Consider the following 15,826-nt stretch of genomic DNA (forward strand, 5'->3'; position numbering starts at 1 on the left):
TATGGGCAATATCGAACAAGACAGCATGCCGGTGATCCGTGATGTACGTGATTTCGAGTGCAACTCCGGCAGTCGGCTGGAGCGCATGGTGTTCAATTTTCGCCCACTGTTCATGTTGCTGATGGCCATGATCACCGTGGTGCTCGGTTACATGGCAGTCACCCGTCTGGAGCTGAAACCGAGCTTCGAAAAAATGATCCCGCAGAGTCAGCCGTACATTCAGAACTACCTGGAAAACCGCCAGGCGCTGCGTGGTCTTGGCAACTCGGTGCGGGTAGTGGTCGAGAACACCCGGGGCGATATTTTCGATCCTGCCTATCTGGACGTGCTCAAACAGGTCAACGATCAGTTGTTCCTCACGGCAGGCGTCGACCGCGCCTGGATGAAGTCGTTGTGGAGTCCGGCGGTACGCTGGACGGAGGTCACCGAAGAAGGCTTTCAGGGCGGCCCGGTGATGCCCGACGCCTATCAGGGCACCCCCGAGCAAATCGAGCAGTTGCGCCAGAACATCTCCCGCGCCGGCATCATCGGCAGTCTGGTGGCGAGTGATTTGAAGTCGAGCATGCTCGTGGTGCCGTTGCTGGACAAGGCTGGCGCCGGCGCTCAGCCGATCAACTACCGTGACTTCTCGCAGATGCTGGAAGAGCAATTGCGCGACAAGATCGAGTTCGCCGGTGACAGCGCTGCGCGCAAGGCTGGCAAAGAGGGCGATGGCCCTTACAAAGTGCGCGTAATCGGCTTTGCCAAGCTGATGGGCGACCTGATCGATGGCCTGATTCAGGTAATGATGTTCTTCGCGCTGGCGGTGATCACATCGCTGCTCATCATTTATCTCTACACCCGGTGTGTACGCAGTACCTTGCTGGTGGTGGGTTGCTCGTTGGTCGCAGTGGTCTGGCAACTGGGCCTTGTCGCGTGGCTGGGTTATGCCATCGATCCATACTCGGTGCTGGTGCCATTTCTGATCTTTGCCATCGGCGTATCCCACGCCGCGCAAAAAATGAACGGCATCATGCAGGACATCGCCCGGGGCACGCACAAACTGGTCGCCGCGCGTTATACCTTTCGCCGCTTGTTCATCGCCGGCGTCACTGCGTTGTTGGCGGATGCTGTCGGGTTTGCCGTGCTGATGCTGATCGACATTCCGGTGATCAAGGATCTGGCGATCACCGCCAGCATCGGTGTCGCGGTGCTGATCTTTACCTCGTTGCTACTGATGCCGGTGGCGCTGTCCTATGTCGGCGTGGGCGCGAAAGCCGCCGAGCGTGCGTTGAAAATCGATACCCGCGCTGACCGCCACAAAGGTTTCGGCAGGTTATGGGACTGTCTCGACCGCTTCACCAGCGCCAAGTGGGCGACGGGCGCGGTGCTGGTGGCGGTGTTGATGGGGATCGGCGGATTCGCGATCAGCCTGCATCTGAAAGTCGGTGACCTGGAAAGCGGTGCGCCTGAACTGCGCGCCGACTCCCGCTACAACCGCGATAACGCCTGGATCACTGCGCATTACGCACTGTCCAGCGACCTGTTCGCGGTGATGATCAAGACCCCGCCCGAGGGCTGTCTGAGCTACAAAACACTGATCCTCGCCGATCGGCTGGCGTGGGAACTGCAGCAGTCTTCAGGGGTACAGGCCACTGTTTCGCTGGTCAACGCGGTTCGGCAGATCACCGCCGGTACCTATGAGGGCAACCCGAAACTCAGCAGCATCCAGCGCAATCAAGATGTCCTCAACTATGCCGCGCAGCAGGCTTCGGTCAACTCGCCAGAACTGTTCAACACCGATTGCTCGGTGATGCCGGTGATTGCTTTTCTCAAGGATCACAAGGCCGAGACCCTCGACGAGGTGGTCGCGATTGCCGACCGCTTTGCCCGTGAAAACAGCAGCGACGAGCGCCAGTTTTTGCTAGCGGCGGGCAGTGCCGGCATCGAGGCGGCGACCAATATCGTCGTGCGCGAGGCCAATCGCACCATGCTGCTGTACGTGTACGCCGCCGTCACATTGTTCTGTCTGGTGACCTTCCGCAGTTGGCGCGCGACGCTGGTGGCGTTGTTGCCGCTGGTGCTGACGTCGATTTTGTGTGAAGCGTTGATGGTGGTCATGGGCATTGGCGTGAAAGTCGCGACGTTGCCAGTGATCGCTTTGGGCGTAGGCATTGGCGTCGATTACGCGCTGTACCTGCTCAGCGTGCAGTTGCACTATCAGCGTCAAGGCCTGCCGTTATCCGCAGCGTATCGCAACGCCGTGGCGTTCACCGGGCGCGTGGTTGGGCTGGTCGGGATCACCTTGGCGGCGGGCGTGGTGTGCTGGGTCTGGTCGCCGATCAAGTTTCAGGCGGACATGGGGATTTTGCTGACGTTCATGTTTCTGTGGAACATGCTCGGAGCACTGGTGTTGATTCCAGCGTTGTCGCATTTTCTGTTGCGCGGGGTGTCGGTCAAGCAATGGGTTCAGCCGCCAACCGCTGAACCCATTGAGTGCCTTAAAACTCAGGCGTGTACTTCACGCTGAACATCACATTGCGCGGGTCGCCGAAGTTGTTGTTGCCGTTGAGCTGGTTATACGCGGAGGTGTAGTAGCGTTTGTCGAACAGGTTGTTGGCGTTCACTGCCAGGCCAATTTCCTTGCTCAACTGGTAGCCGAGGCGAGCGCTCCACACGGTGTAACCCGCCACGTCGTAGGTGTGTTCGTAACCCAGCGTATGGCTTTGCGTGGTGAAACCGAGGCCGGTGCTGACGCGTTCCCAGTCGCCGCTGAACTGGTAATCGCCCCACACGCGCAGCATGTGTTTCGGTGTCCAGGTGCTGAAGACTTTGCCTTCGTTATCCGGGTCATCGAGGTACTTGGTGGTGTTGTAGGTGTAGCCGGCGAACAGTTGCAGATTGGTCAGCACTTCGCCGCTGATCTCGGCTTCAATGCCCTGGCTGCGGACTTTTCCGGCGGCGTTGGAGCAATACCAACCGTCGCAGACCATGCCCGACGCGAGGTCGTTGACGGCGCGGTTTTCCTGGTCGTAGCGGAACACGGCCAGCGAGGTGTTGACCCGGCCGTCCATCAATTCGCCTTTGAGGCCGACTTCGTAGTTGCTGCCGACCACTGGTTTCAGCGTTGAACCGCTGGCGTCGCGGTTGGTTTGCGGTTCGAACACATCGGTATAGCTGGCGTAGACCGCCCATTCGCGGCTCAGGTCATAGACGATGCCGGCGTACGGAGTGACTTCGCCGGTTTCGTTCGCGGTGCTTTCCGGCTGCTCGACCGCCGCACCGAAGGCTCTCTGTGTCGCGTATTTGTAGCTGTAGTCGTACCAACTGACGCGCGAGCCGAGCACCAGCGTCAGCGAGTCGATCGGTTTGACGCGCCAGCTGCCATACAAACCCTTCTGACGAACGTCGTACTTGCTCGGTGTGGCTTGGCCGCCCGGCGTATTGAGGATGCCTTCGTAGCTGATGTCCGGGCGATCGTGATTGATGTCGAAGATCGTGTCGGTGGTGTTGTTGTTAAAGGTTCGGGCGTATTTATCGTCGGAGGTGTATTTGGAATAGTTGCCGCCGAGCATCACTTCGTGGGCCATGGACAAGGCGTCGAAGTGGCCGGTGACGTTCATGTCGAGACCGAGTTTGGTCGCGTCGAAATCGGTGGCGAAATCGGCGTACTGAATGCCGCTGCCATCGGGATTGATCCCGTCGCCGCTGGTTTGCAGACGTTGACTTTTGCCCTTGTTGGTTTCGTCCATGCGCACCGCGCCGACCTTGAACGCCCAATCGTCGTTGAAGCTGTGCTGGAGGTCGGCGTACAGCGTGGTGACGTCGATGTCCAGATGGTTCCAGCGCGCGCCGCCGTAAGTCGAGCGCGGCACATTCAGCGGCTTGCCGTCGGAGTAGCGGGGCAGGCCACGGATCATCGGGCGCGACTCGCCATCGGAGTTGCTGATCGCCAGACCGAGTGTGGTGTCGTCACGCAGGTCGAAGTCCAGTGCGCCGTACAGCGAGTGGGTTTTGCTCCATTCGTAATCGACGAACGATTGGCTCTGGTCTTCGTCGGCAACGAAGCGACCGCGCACGCTGCCCGTCGAATTCAACGGGCCACCGGCGTCCAGTTGCAGGCCGTAGTGATCCCACGAACCGGCCTTGCCAGTGATTGTCACGGTGGGCGCGGTTTGCCCGCGCTTGCGCACCAGATTGATCGCGCCACCCGGGCTGCCGGTGCCTTGCAGCAGGCCGGAAGCACCACGGAGGATTTCCACGCGGTCGAAGAAAATCAGATCCTGCGTCGCCCAGTTGCCCAAAGCGTAAGTGTTACGCGGGATCGGCACGCCGTCGTACTGCCAGTCATCGATCTGAAAGCCGCGCGAGGTAATGATCATGCCTTTACCCACGCCCTGAACGCCGACCAGACCAGTGGTTTTGTTGACCGCGTCTTTCAGATCAACCAGATCCTGATCATCCAGCTGCTTGCGCGTCATCACGGTGATCGACTGCGGAATTTCCTTGAGCGTGTGCGTGCCTTTGCCGATGGTTACGGCGCGTGCAGCGTAAGAACCGGAGCCTTCAGTCGTGGTGCTGTCGAGGCTGCGTTCAACGATGTTGGTGGCGTCCAGTTGCAGCGAAGCGCTGTTGTCGCTGGCCGGCTCGACACTGAAGTTGCCTTGCCCCGTGACGCGCAGCTGCAAACCGCTGCCGGCGAGTGCCTTTTGCAGTGCTTGCTCGGCTGGCATCTGCCCGATCACCGCCGGCGCGCGCTTGCCCTGCACCAGCGCGGGTTCCAGCGAAATGATCTGCCCGCTCTGGCCGGCAATCGCGTTTAGCGTACTGGCGAGCGGGCCGGCCGGCAGGTTGAACGATAAGTCTTGCGCCAGCGCTGAGGTGCTCAGTGTCACCAAGGCAACGGCTGCAGAAAGGTTACGGGGCCATGTGTTGAACACAACATTCTCCTGTTTTTGTTAAAGCGTCAGGAGATAGGTCGCATGAGAAATGAAAACCGGACACAAACAAGAATGATTTCCATAAAATATTTTTTCGCATTCATCGTTTGCTGATCATGGTCAGCCACGGGCTGTAGCGATTGATGCGGATTGGCAGGGTTTCGGCCAAGGCGTCCAGGGTTCGATCGGGGGCGTCGAGCGGGAACACGCCTTGCACGCGCAAGCCGCGCACTTCGGGGGCAACGCGCAGGAATCCGCGATGATAAGGGCGCAGTGCGTCGATCACTTGCTCAAGGGATTCATCGAGCACGTTCAAGCGGCCATTCAACCATTCGGCGCGACCGCGTTCATCGTCGCTGGCCAAGGTGATGTTGCGCGTGGAGAGCAGCGCTGCCTGACCTTCCTTGACCACTTGCGTGGTGCCATCGAACAACCGCGCTTCGACCGAATGCTGCAACACCACCAGGCGGCTGGCGTCCGCTTCCTGAGCGACGAGGAAGCGAGTGCCCAACGCGCGCATTTCGCCCTCGGCGGTGCGTACGATCAGTGGGCGATTCGCATCCGGCGCGACATCGATCACCAGCTCGCCCCGGCGCAGGATGACCAGGCGCTGGCGGTCATTGAAACGCAGATCCACCGCGCTCTCGGCGTTCAGGCTCAAGCGGCTGCCATCGGCCAGATTGAAGTTCTGCCGCTGACCGCGAGCGGTGTGCAAATCGGCCAGCAGCGATTCGCCGAGCTGAGTTTTGCTGCCCAGCAACAGACCGCCGCCAAGCAGGCCGAGACCGGCGATTACGCGCAAGGCGTCGCGCCGCGAAGCCTGCGGTTGCAGCAAGACCTGACGAGCTTCGCCGGCCTGACCGGGTAAACGTTGATCCAGTGTGCGAAACGGTTTGAACGTATCGCCGAGGCGTTCCTGCAATGTGTCCCAGGCCTGACGGTGCGCGCGATCCATCAACAACCAGGCGTTGAAACGCTCCTGCAGTCTGGCGTCGGGTGTGCCGGCGCGCAGCTTGACCATCCAGTCGATGGCCTGCTCGGTGACCGGGTCGATGCGCCGCTTGCTCATGGCGCCACCTCGCACAGATAGCACTGCAGCAACGCCTGTTTCATGTAGCGACTGACCGTGCGTTCCGACAGCCCGAGTTTCTGCGCAATCGCCACATAGCTGAGGCCATCGAGTTGGCTATAGAGGAACGTGGTTTTGACGATCAGCGGCAAGCCATCAATGGCGCGGTCAATCGCGACCAGCGCTTCGATCAGTTGCAATTGTTCTTCAGGGGAGGGCGCCAGTGCTTCGGGCAGCGTCGACAAACGCTCAAGGTAGGCCAACTCCAGCTTGCGCCGACGATGACGATCAAACACCAGACGACGGGCAATGGTCGACAGGTAAGCGCGCGGCTGTTCGATGCTGTCCGGATCAACGCGCGCCACCAGCAATTGGCAAAACGTATCGGCAACGGTGTCCTCGGCGTCCGCGTGGTTGCGCACCTGGCGATTGATATGTTGCAGCAGCCAACGGTGATGATCGCTGAAGAAAAATCCCAGCTTGCTGGACGGAGGAGAGTGCACTGGTGGGCTTTTCCAGATGTTAGTGAGAATCTCTCTCAATATTACCTGTGTGGCCAGAGACTGCGCAATGCTGGAGAACTGTAGGAGCAAGGCTTGCCCGCGAAAGCGGTGTCAATCTGTACCGGCCTCTTCGCGGGCAAGCCTTGCTCCTACAAATATCTATTGTCCCATTTGAGTTGACGGTGAAACGCTTTTCAGCCGATTTATCCTTTTTCAATGCGTCAGTAATCTGTACCCAACTTGAACGCAACAACAAATCCAACATTGAAAAAGGACGCACACCATGACCACTCCAACCTACAACCGCTTGAACAAAGACGACGCTATCGTGCTGCTGGTTGATCACCAGACCGGTTTGATTTCGCTGGTGCAGGACTTCTCGCCGAACGAGTTCAAGAACAACGTGCTGGCACTCGCTGACCTGGCGAAGTTCTTCAACCTGCCGACCATCCTCACCACCAGTTTCGAACAAGGCCCGAACGGCCCGTTGGTACCGGAGCTGAAAGAGATGTTCCCGGATGCGCCGTACATTGCTCGCCCAGGTCAGATCAACGCATGGGACAACGAAGACTTTGTTAAGGCGATCAAGGCGACGGGTCGCAAGCAGATCATCATTGCCGGTGTAGTGACGGATGTGTGTGTGGCGTTCCCGACGCTGTCGGCGCTGGCGGAAGGGTTTGAGGTGTTTGTGGTGACGGATGCTTCCGGTACTTTCAATACCACCGTGCAACAGGCCGCGTGGAGCCGCATGACGCAGGCCGGTGCGCAGTTGATGAACTGGTTCTCGGTGGCGTGTGAGCTGCACCGCGACTGGCGCAACGACATTGAAGGGCTGGGTAACTTGCTGTCGCAACGGATTCCTAACTATCGCAACCTGATGAATGGCTACTCGGCGCTGACCGCTCAGAAAAAATAAACTGACCTGCTAAACCAAAGCCTGCCCTGAAAAGCAGGCTTTGTCGCACCGACGATTAACTTGTGGCGAGGGGATTTATCCCCGTTGGACTGCGCAGCAGGCCCCTGCTTTTTCAGTTAAGAAGCGGGGGCCGCTGCGCAGCCCAACGGGGATAAATCCCCTCGCCACAGTTACGGCATCATCCTATTCACCGGTGGTCGCCATCAGGCCACTGACCCGCGATATCAGAGTGTCAATGGCAAACGGCTTGGTCAGCACTTGCATCCCCGGGCCGAGTTGGCCGTTGCCGATCACCGAATGTTCCGCATAACCGGTAATAAACAAGGTCTTCAACTGCGGGCGGATTTCCCGGCCGGCGTCGGCCATTTGCCGGCCGTTCATGCCGCCCGGCAAACCGACGTCGGTAACCAGCAAATCGATCCGTGCATTGGAGCGCAGTGCCGCCAGCCCTTCGACGCTGTCGGCGGCGACGAGCACGTCATAGCCGAGGTCGCACAGCACATCCGCCAGCAGCAGGCGCACCGTGGGTTCGTCATCGACAATCAAAATGGTCTCGCCCACAGCGGTCACCGCAATCGATGTGCTTTGCGTGTCGTCGTGATTTTGCGGCGCCTGCCCGTGATAGCGGGGCAGGTAGATCGACATCGTGGTGCCTTGGCCCACTTGCGAATGGGCGCGCACCTGGCCACCCGATTGCTTGGTGAAACCGTAAATCATCGACAACCCCAGGCCCGTGCCCTGGCCCAAAGGCTTGGTGGTGAAAAACGGGTCAAAGGCTTTGGCGATGATTTCGGCGGACATGCCGGTGCCGGTGTCGGCCACACTCAGGCAAAGGTACTGCCCGGCGGGCATCTCCAACGCCTGGGCAGATTCGTCATCCAATGTTCGATTGGCTGTTTGCACGGTGATGCGTCCGCCATCGGGCATCGCATCACGGGCGTTAATGCATAAATTCAACAGTGCATTTTCCAGCTGACTCCCATCGACCAACGCTGGCCAGAGGTCGCTCGCGCCTTCGGTTTTCAGCAGGATGCTCGGGCCGACGGTGCGCTGGATCAATTCAGTCATGCCGACGATCAAGGTATTGACGTCGGTGGGCCGTGGATCGAGTGTTTGCCTTCTGGAAAACGCCAGCAAGCGATGGGTCAGAGCAGCCGCACGTTTGGTCGCCCCCTGCGCCGTGACCATGTACTTGCCGACGTCCTCAAGACGACCTTGGGCGATGCGCCTTTCCATCAGCTCAAGCGCTGCCGAAATGCCGGCCAGCAGGTTATTGAAATCATGCGCCAGCCCACCGGTGAGTTGCCCGACGGCTTCCATTTTTTGCGATTGGCGCAACTTCTCTTCGGCCTGCATGAGGTCAGCCGTGCGCGCCGTCACCCGTTGCTCCAAAGTGTCATTCAGCGCACGCAATGCCGAGGTTGCGCGGTCTCGTTCCGCCTCGACATTGCGCCGGGCTTCGACATCGATCAGCACACCGGGAAAGCGCAGCGGCGTGCCGTCATCGGCACATTCGACCTGCCCGTTAGCTTCAATCCAAGTGTATTTGCCATCCGCACCGCGCACCCGATATTGGTGGGAATAGGGGCCACCACGGGCGATGACTTCGTTGATCGCGCGGGTGAGTCCGTCCCTGTCATCGGGGTGCACGGTTTGCACCACTTGCTCCAGGCTCAGGCCGTCGCGACCCAGCGCCGGATCAAGGTTGAACACCCGGGCAAAGGCTTCGTCGACGGTGAAGCGATCAGTCGGCAGATGCCAGTGCCAAGTGCCGATAATTGCACCGGCGGCGAGGGCCAGTTGCACACGCTCGACGTTCTCGCGGGCAACGGCCTCGCTGACCCGCAGACGCTCCTCGGCGTCGCGACGCGCGGTCACGTCGCTGAAAAAAATCGCAATCTGTCGATCGGCAGGATCGCCAACGCGCACGGCGCGCACATCAAACCAGCGCTCAAAGGTATTCGCGTAATTCTCGAAATTCGCCGGCTCGCCGGTTTTGGCCACGTGCCCGTAAGTCTCGAACCAGAAACTCTCCAGATTGGGCGCAAACTCGGTGACCCATTTGCCGCGCAAGTTGACCCCGGCCTGCCGTTCGAACGCCGGGTTGGCCTCAACAAAGCAGTAGTCGACGGGACGGTCGTCAGCGTCGAATTTGACTTTGACGATGGCGAACGCCGCTTCAATGGTTTCCAGAATCGTGCGGAAGCGCTCTTCGCTGAGGCGCAAGGCGTTTTCGGCATGGCGTGAGCGCGTCAGGTCGAGCATGGCGCCGATCATGCGTACGGCGCGACCTTCGGCATCGCGCATCAGATACCCGCGATCGACGACCTCGGCGTAGGAGCCGTCTTCGCAGCGAAACCGGTATTCGGCGCTCCAGTCGGTAGACGTGCCATCAATGACGGCGCGGATCGAGGCTTCGACACGCGGCCGATCCTGCGGGTGAATCCGCGCAAAACACCAGTCACTGTTGGTCTCGGTGGCGGTTGCCGTGTAGCCGTAAGCCTTTTGCAGGGCTTCGTTCCAGGTGATCCGGTCAGCGGTCAGATCCCAATCCCAGATCGCATCGCTGGTCGCCTTGACGGCCAATCGATAGCGCTCCTTTGTTTCGGCAACCGCACGGCTCGCCAAATGCAATTGATCAGCCAGATCCTGCGCGCTGTCCTGCTTGGCGGCTCCGACGATGCCCAACGCCAGACGCAGCCGCGTGACCTCGGCCTCAAGCTCCTCGCGAGTAAGATGTTCCAGGATGTCACCCTTCGTGCGTTATTGGTTTTGGGGTCTGACTGCCATTGCTCACGCAGGCGCATCACTCATTGACACGATTGACCTGCCGCACAGAGGTTAAGTTGCACCGGGAAAGAAGGGCAATCCCCGGTGCGTTGTTTGATGCTGGCCGCCGTCAGCCGTGCACGGGGTAATCGGTATACCCTTCGCCGTTGCCGCCATACACGGTGGCCGGGTTCAGCGCATTGAGGGGCCAGTCATTGGCGATACGCGCGGGCAGATCCGGGTTGGCCATGAACGGGCGGCCGAAGGCGACAAAATCAGCCAGTCCGGATTCGAGCAAGCTGGCCCCGGATTCAGCGTTATAGCGTCCGGCATAAATGATTGCGCCGCTGAAGGTCTCGCGTACGACCTGACGAAATGACAACGGCATTGCCGGGGCATTGTCCCAATCGGCTTCGGCGATGGACAGGTAGGCGATGCCGACGTCCTGCAAAACTTTGATCGCTTCGATGTAAGTGGTGTGTGGATCTTCTTCGACCATGCCCAGGTAAGTTCGCGCTTCATCGGTGGTGGTGAACAACGGCGCGAAACGCACACCGACTTTTTCCTTGCCGATGCACTCGGCGACACCCGCCACCACTTCACGCAAAAAGCGCAGGCGATTGTGCAGCGAACCGCCGTACTGATCGTCGCGAAGATTGCTGTGCGCGGAGATGAACTGGTTGACCAGATAACCGTTGGCGCAATGCAGTTCGATGCCGTCAAAACCGGCGTCCATCGCATTGCGCGCGGCTTGAATGTACAGCTGAATCAGTTCCTGAACTTCATCGGTGCTCAATGCACGCGGGGCCGACGGGGCGACCAGTTCACCCACGCCCGGCGCGGTTTCGATGAACACGCTGACTCGCTCGGTGGCCAGCGCCGAGGCTGACACCGGCGCTGCGCCATTCGGTTGCAGCGCAGTGTGGGATACGCGGCCGACATGCCACAGTTGCGCGAAAATCACACCGTCAACGGCGTGCACCGCTTCCGTGACTTTGCGCCATCCAGCGATTTGCTCCGGGGTATGAATGCCGGGGGTCCAGGCGTAACCCTGGCCGCGTGGTTCGATCTGCGTGCCTTCGGTCACCAGCAGACCGGCGCCGGCCCGTTGCTGGTAATACTCGGCCATCAACTCATTGGCAATATTGCCCGGTTGCGTGCTGCGCTGGCGGGTGAGGGGCGGCAGGACGATACGGTTTTTCAGGGTGTGCAGGCCGAGCGTCGCTGGTTGGAAATAAGGGCTGTTGTGCATGGAGGTACCTTGTGCGACTGGTCTTATTAGACCAGTCGACTATTTCTAGGATAAAAATAAAACCGCGTAGCACGGTGATGAGGTTGAGCGTTGAATCAGCCGAGCATTTTCAACAGTTTCTCGGCGACAGCGGCAGAGCTGGCGGGATTCTGGCCGGTGACCAACTGGCCGTCCGCAACCACATGCACCTGCCAGTCAGCGACTTTGGAGTAACGCCCGCCGAGACGCTGAAACTCGTCTTCGATCAGGAACGGCACCACGTCGGTCAGGCCGACGGCGGCTTCTTCCGAATTGGTGAAACCGGTCACCTGGCGATGCTGAATCAGCGGTTTGCCTGCCGCATCGACGACGTGACGCAACACGCCCGGCGCATGGCAGACAAAGCCGTGGGGCTTGTTGCTGCGGGCAAAGGCTTCGATCAACGCGATCGAGTGCGAGTCTTCGGCCAGATCCCACAGCGGGCCATGGCCGCCGGGATAAAACACAGCATCGAAATCCTCTGCGCTGACCTCAGCCAGAAGCCCGGTGTTGGCCAATGCCTGCTGCGCTTCCGGGTCGTTGCGAAAGCGATCGGTCTCGGCAGTCTGCGCGCCGGGCTCATCACTTTTCGGGTCGAGCGGCGGCTGGCCACCGGCCGGCGACACCAAAGTGATCTGCGCACCGGCATCCTTGAAGGCGTAGTAGGGCGCGGCAAACTCTTCGAGCCAGAAGCCGGTTTTACGGCCGGTATTGCCGAGCTGATCGTGGGAAGTCAAAACCATCAGAATTTTCATAAAGCACCCTGGTTTGATCGGTGACGTCGTGGCGCAAAGGATTCGCGTCACGCTGATACCCGCAAATGCGGTTGACGGGGCGCAGCATAGTTTCCAATTAGACCAGTCGTCTAGTAATTTTTTCTCAACAGGTTTTTACTCGGCAGGTATGGCAAACTCGCCATCCTCTGAAATAAACGACTGGTCTATTGCCTGGTAATTTGCGCCCCATGAAACCGACCTACGACGACACCCGCCAGCACTTGCTCGACACCGGCCACCGGATGATGGCCGAGAAGGGCTTCACCAGTGTCGGCCTTAACGAAATCCTGCAAACCGCTGGCGTGCCCAAGGGCTCGTTCTATCACTACTTCAAATCCAAAGAGCTTTACGGCCAGGCCTTGCTCGAGGATTACTTCGTCGGTTATCTGGCCGACATGGAGCGGCGCCTGACCCTGCCGGGGCTGACCGCCTATGAACGGCTGATGGATTACTGGCAGGGCTGGCAAGACCGCTGCACCCTCGAAGGCCATGGCGATGAGTGCCTGGTGGTAAAACTCAGCGCCGAAGTTGCCGACCTCTCCGAATCGATGCGCCTGACCCTGCGCGACGGCGCCGAGCAAGTGGTCTCGCGCATCACGCTGTGCATCGAGCAAGGCCAGGCCGAAAAGACCCTGCCGACCGGTGATGCCCGGCATCTGGCGGAAACCCTGTATCAGCTGTGGCTGGGCGCCAGTTTGCTGAACAAACTGCAGCGTACGGGGCAGTCGCTGAACACCTCGATGGCAATGACCAAAGCACTGTTGGCCAGCTAATTTGGCTTGATGGTGAGCACGTGCACCGTTCGTCCAGTACCCGGCACTTGCGCGGTGCCGGTGTCTCTCACCTTTAAGCGCGGATTTTCCGTGCGGCCGAGCGGAGAGCCAGTCATGGACATCGATGAAAATGCACCGGGCAACAAGTCGCAGCAAGACGTGACACGCACCACGGACAATGAAACGGGACATGATCCAAAACGCGATCAACCGGAGGTTCCGTTGCCTGCCGATGACGAGTCACCGCTCGACGAGGACATGACGGATGTGGACGCCGCCAACTCGGTATCGAGTGAGCATCCGCCAGCGCAGTGAGGGGATTGCCATGAGCACGTCATTCAAGGTCGGCGACGCGGTGCGCTGGAATAGCGAGGCCGGCGAGATTCGCGGCACGGTGGTCAAGGTGCATACGCGGGATGTCGAGTTCATGGGAAGGCATCGACCGGCCTCGAAGGAAGAGCCGCAATACGAAGTGAAAAGTGCAAAGACCGGGCATCTGGCGATGCATCATGCGGCAGCACTGCACCCCGTTAAAGCTGAGTAAACACTACCCTGTGGTGAGGGGATAAATCCCCTCACCACAGGTTTTGTGATCATCAGTGATGAAGTGGGTTAACCCGCCAACGTCGCGTTATCGATCACAAACCGATACTTCACATCACCCTTGAGCATCCGCTCATACGAGGCATTGATCTGATCCGCGTGAATCAATTCGATATCCGAAACGATGCCGTGCTCGGCACAGAAATCGAGCATCTCCTGAGTTTCAGCAATACCGCCAATCATCGAACCCGCAATCGTGCGGCGCTTCATGATCAGGTTGAACACATTCGGCGATGGATGCGACGTTGCCGGCGCACCAACCAAGGTCAAGGCACCGTCACGTTTGAGCAGCACCAGAAACGCATCGAGATCATGCGGCGCCGCGACAGTGTTGAGGATCAAATCGAAACTCTTCGCGTGCGCAGCCATTTCCTCAGGATTGCGAGAAACCACCACTTCATCGGCACCCAGCGCCAACGCCGCTTCGCGCTTGGATTCCGAAGTAGTGAAGGCCACAACGTGCGCGCCCAAGGCATGCGCCAGTTTGATGCCCATGTGGCCCAAACCGCCGATGCCAACCACGCCGACTTTTTTGCCAGGCCCGGCGTTCCAGTGGCGCAGCGGTGAATAAGTGGTGATACCCGCGCACAGCAGCGGCGCGACGGCGGCCAGTTGCGCTTCGGGATGGCGGATGCGCAACACGTAGCGCTCATGCACGACGATGTTTTGCGCGTAACCGCCCATCGTCCAGCCCGGCGCGTCCGGGGTCGGGAAGTTGTAGGTGCCGATCATGCCGTCGCAGTAGTTTTCCAGCCCGGACTCACAGTCATCGCAGTGTTTGCAGCTGTCGACGATGCAACCGACGCCGACCAGATCGCCCACCTTGTAATCGCCGACATGCGCGCCCACCGCCGACACCCGACCGACAATTTCATGCCCCGGCACACAAGGGAATTGCGTGCCGGCCCATTCCGCGCGCACCTGGTGCAGGTCTGAATGGCAGATGCCGCAGAAGGCGATATCGATCTGCACATCATGGGCCGCCGGGGCGCGGCGGTTGATCTGCATGGGCTCAAGGGGTTTGTCGCCAGCGTGGGCGCCGTAGGCTTGTACAAGCATGGGAACATCCTCAATCGGTTTGTCGTGGTGACATTCTTCGCTTTTCGCTGGGCCGGGAAGTAGTGCATTCCTGTGCGATCCTTGCCTGATCCTGTGCGCCGTTGTGACTTTGCGGTGACAGACGCTCGCGGCGTTTGCGGGTAATCTGCCGGTTCGCTGCATAAAACAAAAAACTCAAGCAGGAGTCATTGATGCAACCAATCCGTCTCGGTCTGGTGGGCTACGGCAAGATTGCTCAGGATCAACACGTCCCGGCGATCAACGCCAACCGCGCATTCCAGTTGGTGTCCGTCGCCACCCAAGGCAAACCTTGCGCCGGCGTAGAGAATTTTCAGTCGCTGAGCGAGTTGCTCGAAAACGGCCCGCCGGTCGATGCAATTGCCTTCTGCACACCGCCGCAAGGTCGCTTCGCCCTGGTGCAGCAAGCGCTGGCGGCGGGCAAACATGTGCTGGTGGAAAAGCCGCCGTGCGCAACGTTGGGCGAGGCCATGGCCTTGGTCGATCAGGCAAAAGAGCAGGGCGTCAGTGCCTTGTTTGCCTGGCATTCACGCTATGCGCCGGGCATCGAAATCGCCCGTGACTGGCTCGCCACCCGCACTTTGCAAGGCGTGCAGATCGACTGGAAAGAAGATGTGCGCAAGTGGCACCCCGGCCAGACGTGGATCTGGCAACCCGGCGGCCTCGGCGTATTCGACCCGGGCATCAATGCCTTGTCGATTGTCACTCACCTTTTGGCGCTGCCGCTGTTTGTCGAATCCGCAGAACTGCGCGTGCCGGAAAACTGCCAATCACCGATTGCCGCTTCGATCAAAATGTCGAATGCGCAGCAGCTCGATGTGCGGGCGGAGTTTGATTTTGATCATGGGCACGATGAGTTGTGGAGTATTGAGGTTCGTTGCAAGGAAGGCGTGCTACGACTGGATAACGGTGGGGCGCTGTTGAGTATTGATGGCGTGCGTCAGGCCGTATCGGAAGAGGGCGAGTACGCGGCGGTGTATCGGCATTTTCAGCAGTTGATTGCCGAGAAGGGCAGTGATCTGGATTTGCAGCCGTTGCGGTTGGTGGCGGACAGTTTCTTTGTCGGTAGCCGGGTATCGGTTGCCCCTTTCTACGACGTCTGAACACAAAATCGTGTAGGAGCTGCGGCACGCTGCGATCTTTTGATCTTG

General features: G+C 59.5%; 13 protein-coding genes. 6 read left to right on the forward strand and 7 right to left on the reverse strand.

The window, feature by feature from the left end; translation table 11 throughout:
- The first annotated feature begins 1 nt into the window (after position 1).
- A complete protein-coding gene (locus AD669_RS10720) occupies positions 2 to 2,509 on the forward strand; it encodes an RND family transporter (RefSeq protein ID WP_053119493.1) in 2,508 nt (835 codons plus the stop codon).
- On the opposite strand, the gene AD669_RS10725 is transcribed toward AD669_RS10720, so the two are convergent.
- The 3 genes from AD669_RS10725 to AD669_RS10735 form a co-directional block, all read right to left on the reverse strand.
- Entirely contained in the window at positions 2,481 to 4,919 is a 2,439-nt protein-coding gene (locus AD669_RS10725) for a TonB-dependent siderophore receptor (protein WP_053119495.1), read from the reverse strand. The genes AD669_RS10720 and AD669_RS10725 overlap by 29 nt on opposite strands.
- Positions 4,920 to 5,019: 100 nt before the next feature.
- Entirely contained in the window at positions 5,020 to 5,988 is a 969-nt protein-coding gene (locus AD669_RS10730; RefSeq protein WP_053119497.1) for a FecR domain-containing protein, read from the reverse strand.
- On the reverse strand, positions 5,985 to 6,491 hold the full coding sequence (locus AD669_RS10735) for a sigma-70 family RNA polymerase sigma factor (RefSeq protein ID WP_053119498.1): 507 nt from the start codon (positions 6,489 to 6,491) through the stop codon (positions 5,985 to 5,987). The genes AD669_RS10730 and AD669_RS10735 overlap by 4 nt, the downstream gene beginning before the upstream one ends.
- 283 nt (positions 6,492 to 6,774) lie before the next feature.
- On the opposite strand from AD669_RS10735, the gene ycaC reads away from it, so the two are divergent.
- Positions 6,775 to 7,407, forward strand: a complete 633-nt coding sequence (gene ycaC, locus AD669_RS10740; RefSeq protein ID WP_053119500.1) for an isochorismate family cysteine hydrolase YcaC — start codon at positions 6,775 to 6,777, stop codon at positions 7,405 to 7,407.
- A gap of 183 nt (positions 7,408 to 7,590) precedes the next feature.
- Here ycaC and AD669_RS10745 read toward each other — a convergent pair whose 3' ends face one another.
- The 3 genes from AD669_RS10745 to AD669_RS10755 form a co-directional block, all read right to left on the reverse strand.
- On the reverse strand, positions 7,591 to 10,053 hold the full coding sequence (locus tag AD669_RS10745; protein ID WP_053119515.1) for a PAS domain-containing protein: 2,463 nt from the start codon (positions 10,051 to 10,053) through the stop codon (positions 7,591 to 7,593).
- A gap of 253 nt (positions 10,054 to 10,306) precedes the next feature.
- A complete protein-coding gene (locus AD669_RS10750) occupies positions 10,307 to 11,428 on the reverse strand; it encodes an alkene reductase (protein WP_053119501.1) in 1,122 nt (373 codons plus the stop codon).
- 95 nt (positions 11,429 to 11,523) lie between these two features.
- A complete protein-coding gene (locus AD669_RS10755) occupies positions 11,524 to 12,201 on the reverse strand; it encodes a type 1 glutamine amidotransferase domain-containing protein (protein ID WP_053119502.1) in 678 nt (225 codons plus the stop codon).
- Positions 12,202 to 12,410: 209 nt separating this feature from the next.
- Between AD669_RS10755 and AD669_RS10760 the strand changes: the two genes are divergently transcribed.
- From AD669_RS10760 to AD669_RS10770, 3 genes are all read left to right on the forward strand, one after another.
- Complete coding sequence (locus AD669_RS10760; RefSeq protein ID WP_053119504.1) at positions 12,411 to 12,995, forward strand: TetR/AcrR family transcriptional regulator; 585 nt, start codon at positions 12,411 to 12,413, stop codon at positions 12,993 to 12,995.
- Positions 12,996 to 13,109: 114 nt separating this feature from the next.
- The gene (locus tag AD669_RS10765) at positions 13,110 to 13,310 is read left to right on the forward strand and encodes a hypothetical protein (RefSeq protein ID WP_053119506.1); all 201 of its coding nucleotides are present in this window, start codon (positions 13,110 to 13,112) and stop codon (positions 13,308 to 13,310) included.
- A gap of 10 nt (positions 13,311 to 13,320) precedes the next feature.
- Positions 13,321 to 13,539 (forward strand): DUF2945 domain-containing protein, encoded by a 219-nt coding sequence (locus AD669_RS10770; protein ID WP_053119508.1) that lies wholly within the window; start codon positions 13,321 to 13,323, stop codon positions 13,537 to 13,539.
- 68 nt (positions 13,540 to 13,607) lie between these two features.
- Here the strand turns inward: AD669_RS10770 and AD669_RS10775 are convergent, their stop codons facing one another.
- Positions 13,608 to 14,657: an NAD(P)-dependent alcohol dehydrogenase gene (locus AD669_RS10775; RefSeq protein ID WP_053119510.1), complete on the reverse strand. Its 1,050-nt coding sequence runs from the start codon at positions 14,655 to 14,657 to the stop codon at positions 13,608 to 13,610.
- A 191-nt stretch (positions 14,658 to 14,848) separates the two neighbouring features.
- Here AD669_RS10775 and AD669_RS10780 point away from each other — a divergent pair, with 191 nt between their 5' ends.
- The gene (locus AD669_RS10780; protein ID WP_053119512.1) at positions 14,849 to 15,778 is read left to right on the forward strand and encodes a Gfo/Idh/MocA family protein; all 930 of its coding nucleotides are present in this window, start codon (positions 14,849 to 14,851) and stop codon (positions 15,776 to 15,778) included.
- The last annotated feature ends 48 nt before the right edge of the window (positions 15,779 to 15,826 follow it).

The sequence above is a fragment of the Pseudomonas sp. P1.31 genome (assembly GCF_001269815.1).
In the GTDB taxonomy this organism is placed as follows: domain Bacteria; phylum Pseudomonadota; class Gammaproteobacteria; order Pseudomonadales; family Pseudomonadaceae; genus Aquipseudomonas; species Aquipseudomonas rustica.

What these genes read in the sequence shown, in the direction of transcription:
- AD669_RS10720 (WP_053119493.1), top strand. Translation starts at nt 2, where the DNA reads ATGGGCAATATCGAACAAGACAGCATGCCGGTGATCCGTGATGTACGT.
- AD669_RS10730 (WP_053119497.1), bottom strand. Translation starts at nt 5,988, where the DNA reads ATGAGCAAGCGGCGCATCGACCCGGTCACCGAGCAGGCCATCGACTGG.
- ycaC (WP_053119500.1), top strand. Translation starts at nt 6,775, where the DNA reads ATGACCACTCCAACCTACAACCGCTTGAACAAAGACGACGCTATCGTG.
- AD669_RS10750 (WP_053119501.1), bottom strand. Translation starts at nt 11,428, where the DNA reads ATGCACAACAGCCCTTATTTCCAACCAGCGACGCTCGGCCTGCACACC.
- AD669_RS10755 (WP_053119502.1), bottom strand. Translation starts at nt 12,201, where the DNA reads ATGAAAATTCTGATGGTTTTGACTTCCCACGATCAGCTCGGCAATACC.
- AD669_RS10760 (WP_053119504.1), top strand. Translation starts at nt 12,411, where the DNA reads ATGAAACCGACCTACGACGACACCCGCCAGCACTTGCTCGACACCGGC.
- AD669_RS10765 (WP_053119506.1), top strand. Translation starts at nt 13,110, where the DNA reads ATGGACATCGATGAAAATGCACCGGGCAACAAGTCGCAGCAAGACGTG.
- AD669_RS10770 (WP_053119508.1), top strand. Translation starts at nt 13,321, where the DNA reads ATGAGCACGTCATTCAAGGTCGGCGACGCGGTGCGCTGGAATAGCGAG.
- AD669_RS10775 (WP_053119510.1), bottom strand. Translation starts at nt 14,657, where the DNA reads ATGCTTGTACAAGCCTACGGCGCCCACGCTGGCGACAAACCCCTTGAG.
- AD669_RS10780 (WP_053119512.1), top strand. Translation starts at nt 14,849, where the DNA reads ATGCAACCAATCCGTCTCGGTCTGGTGGGCTACGGCAAGATTGCTCAG.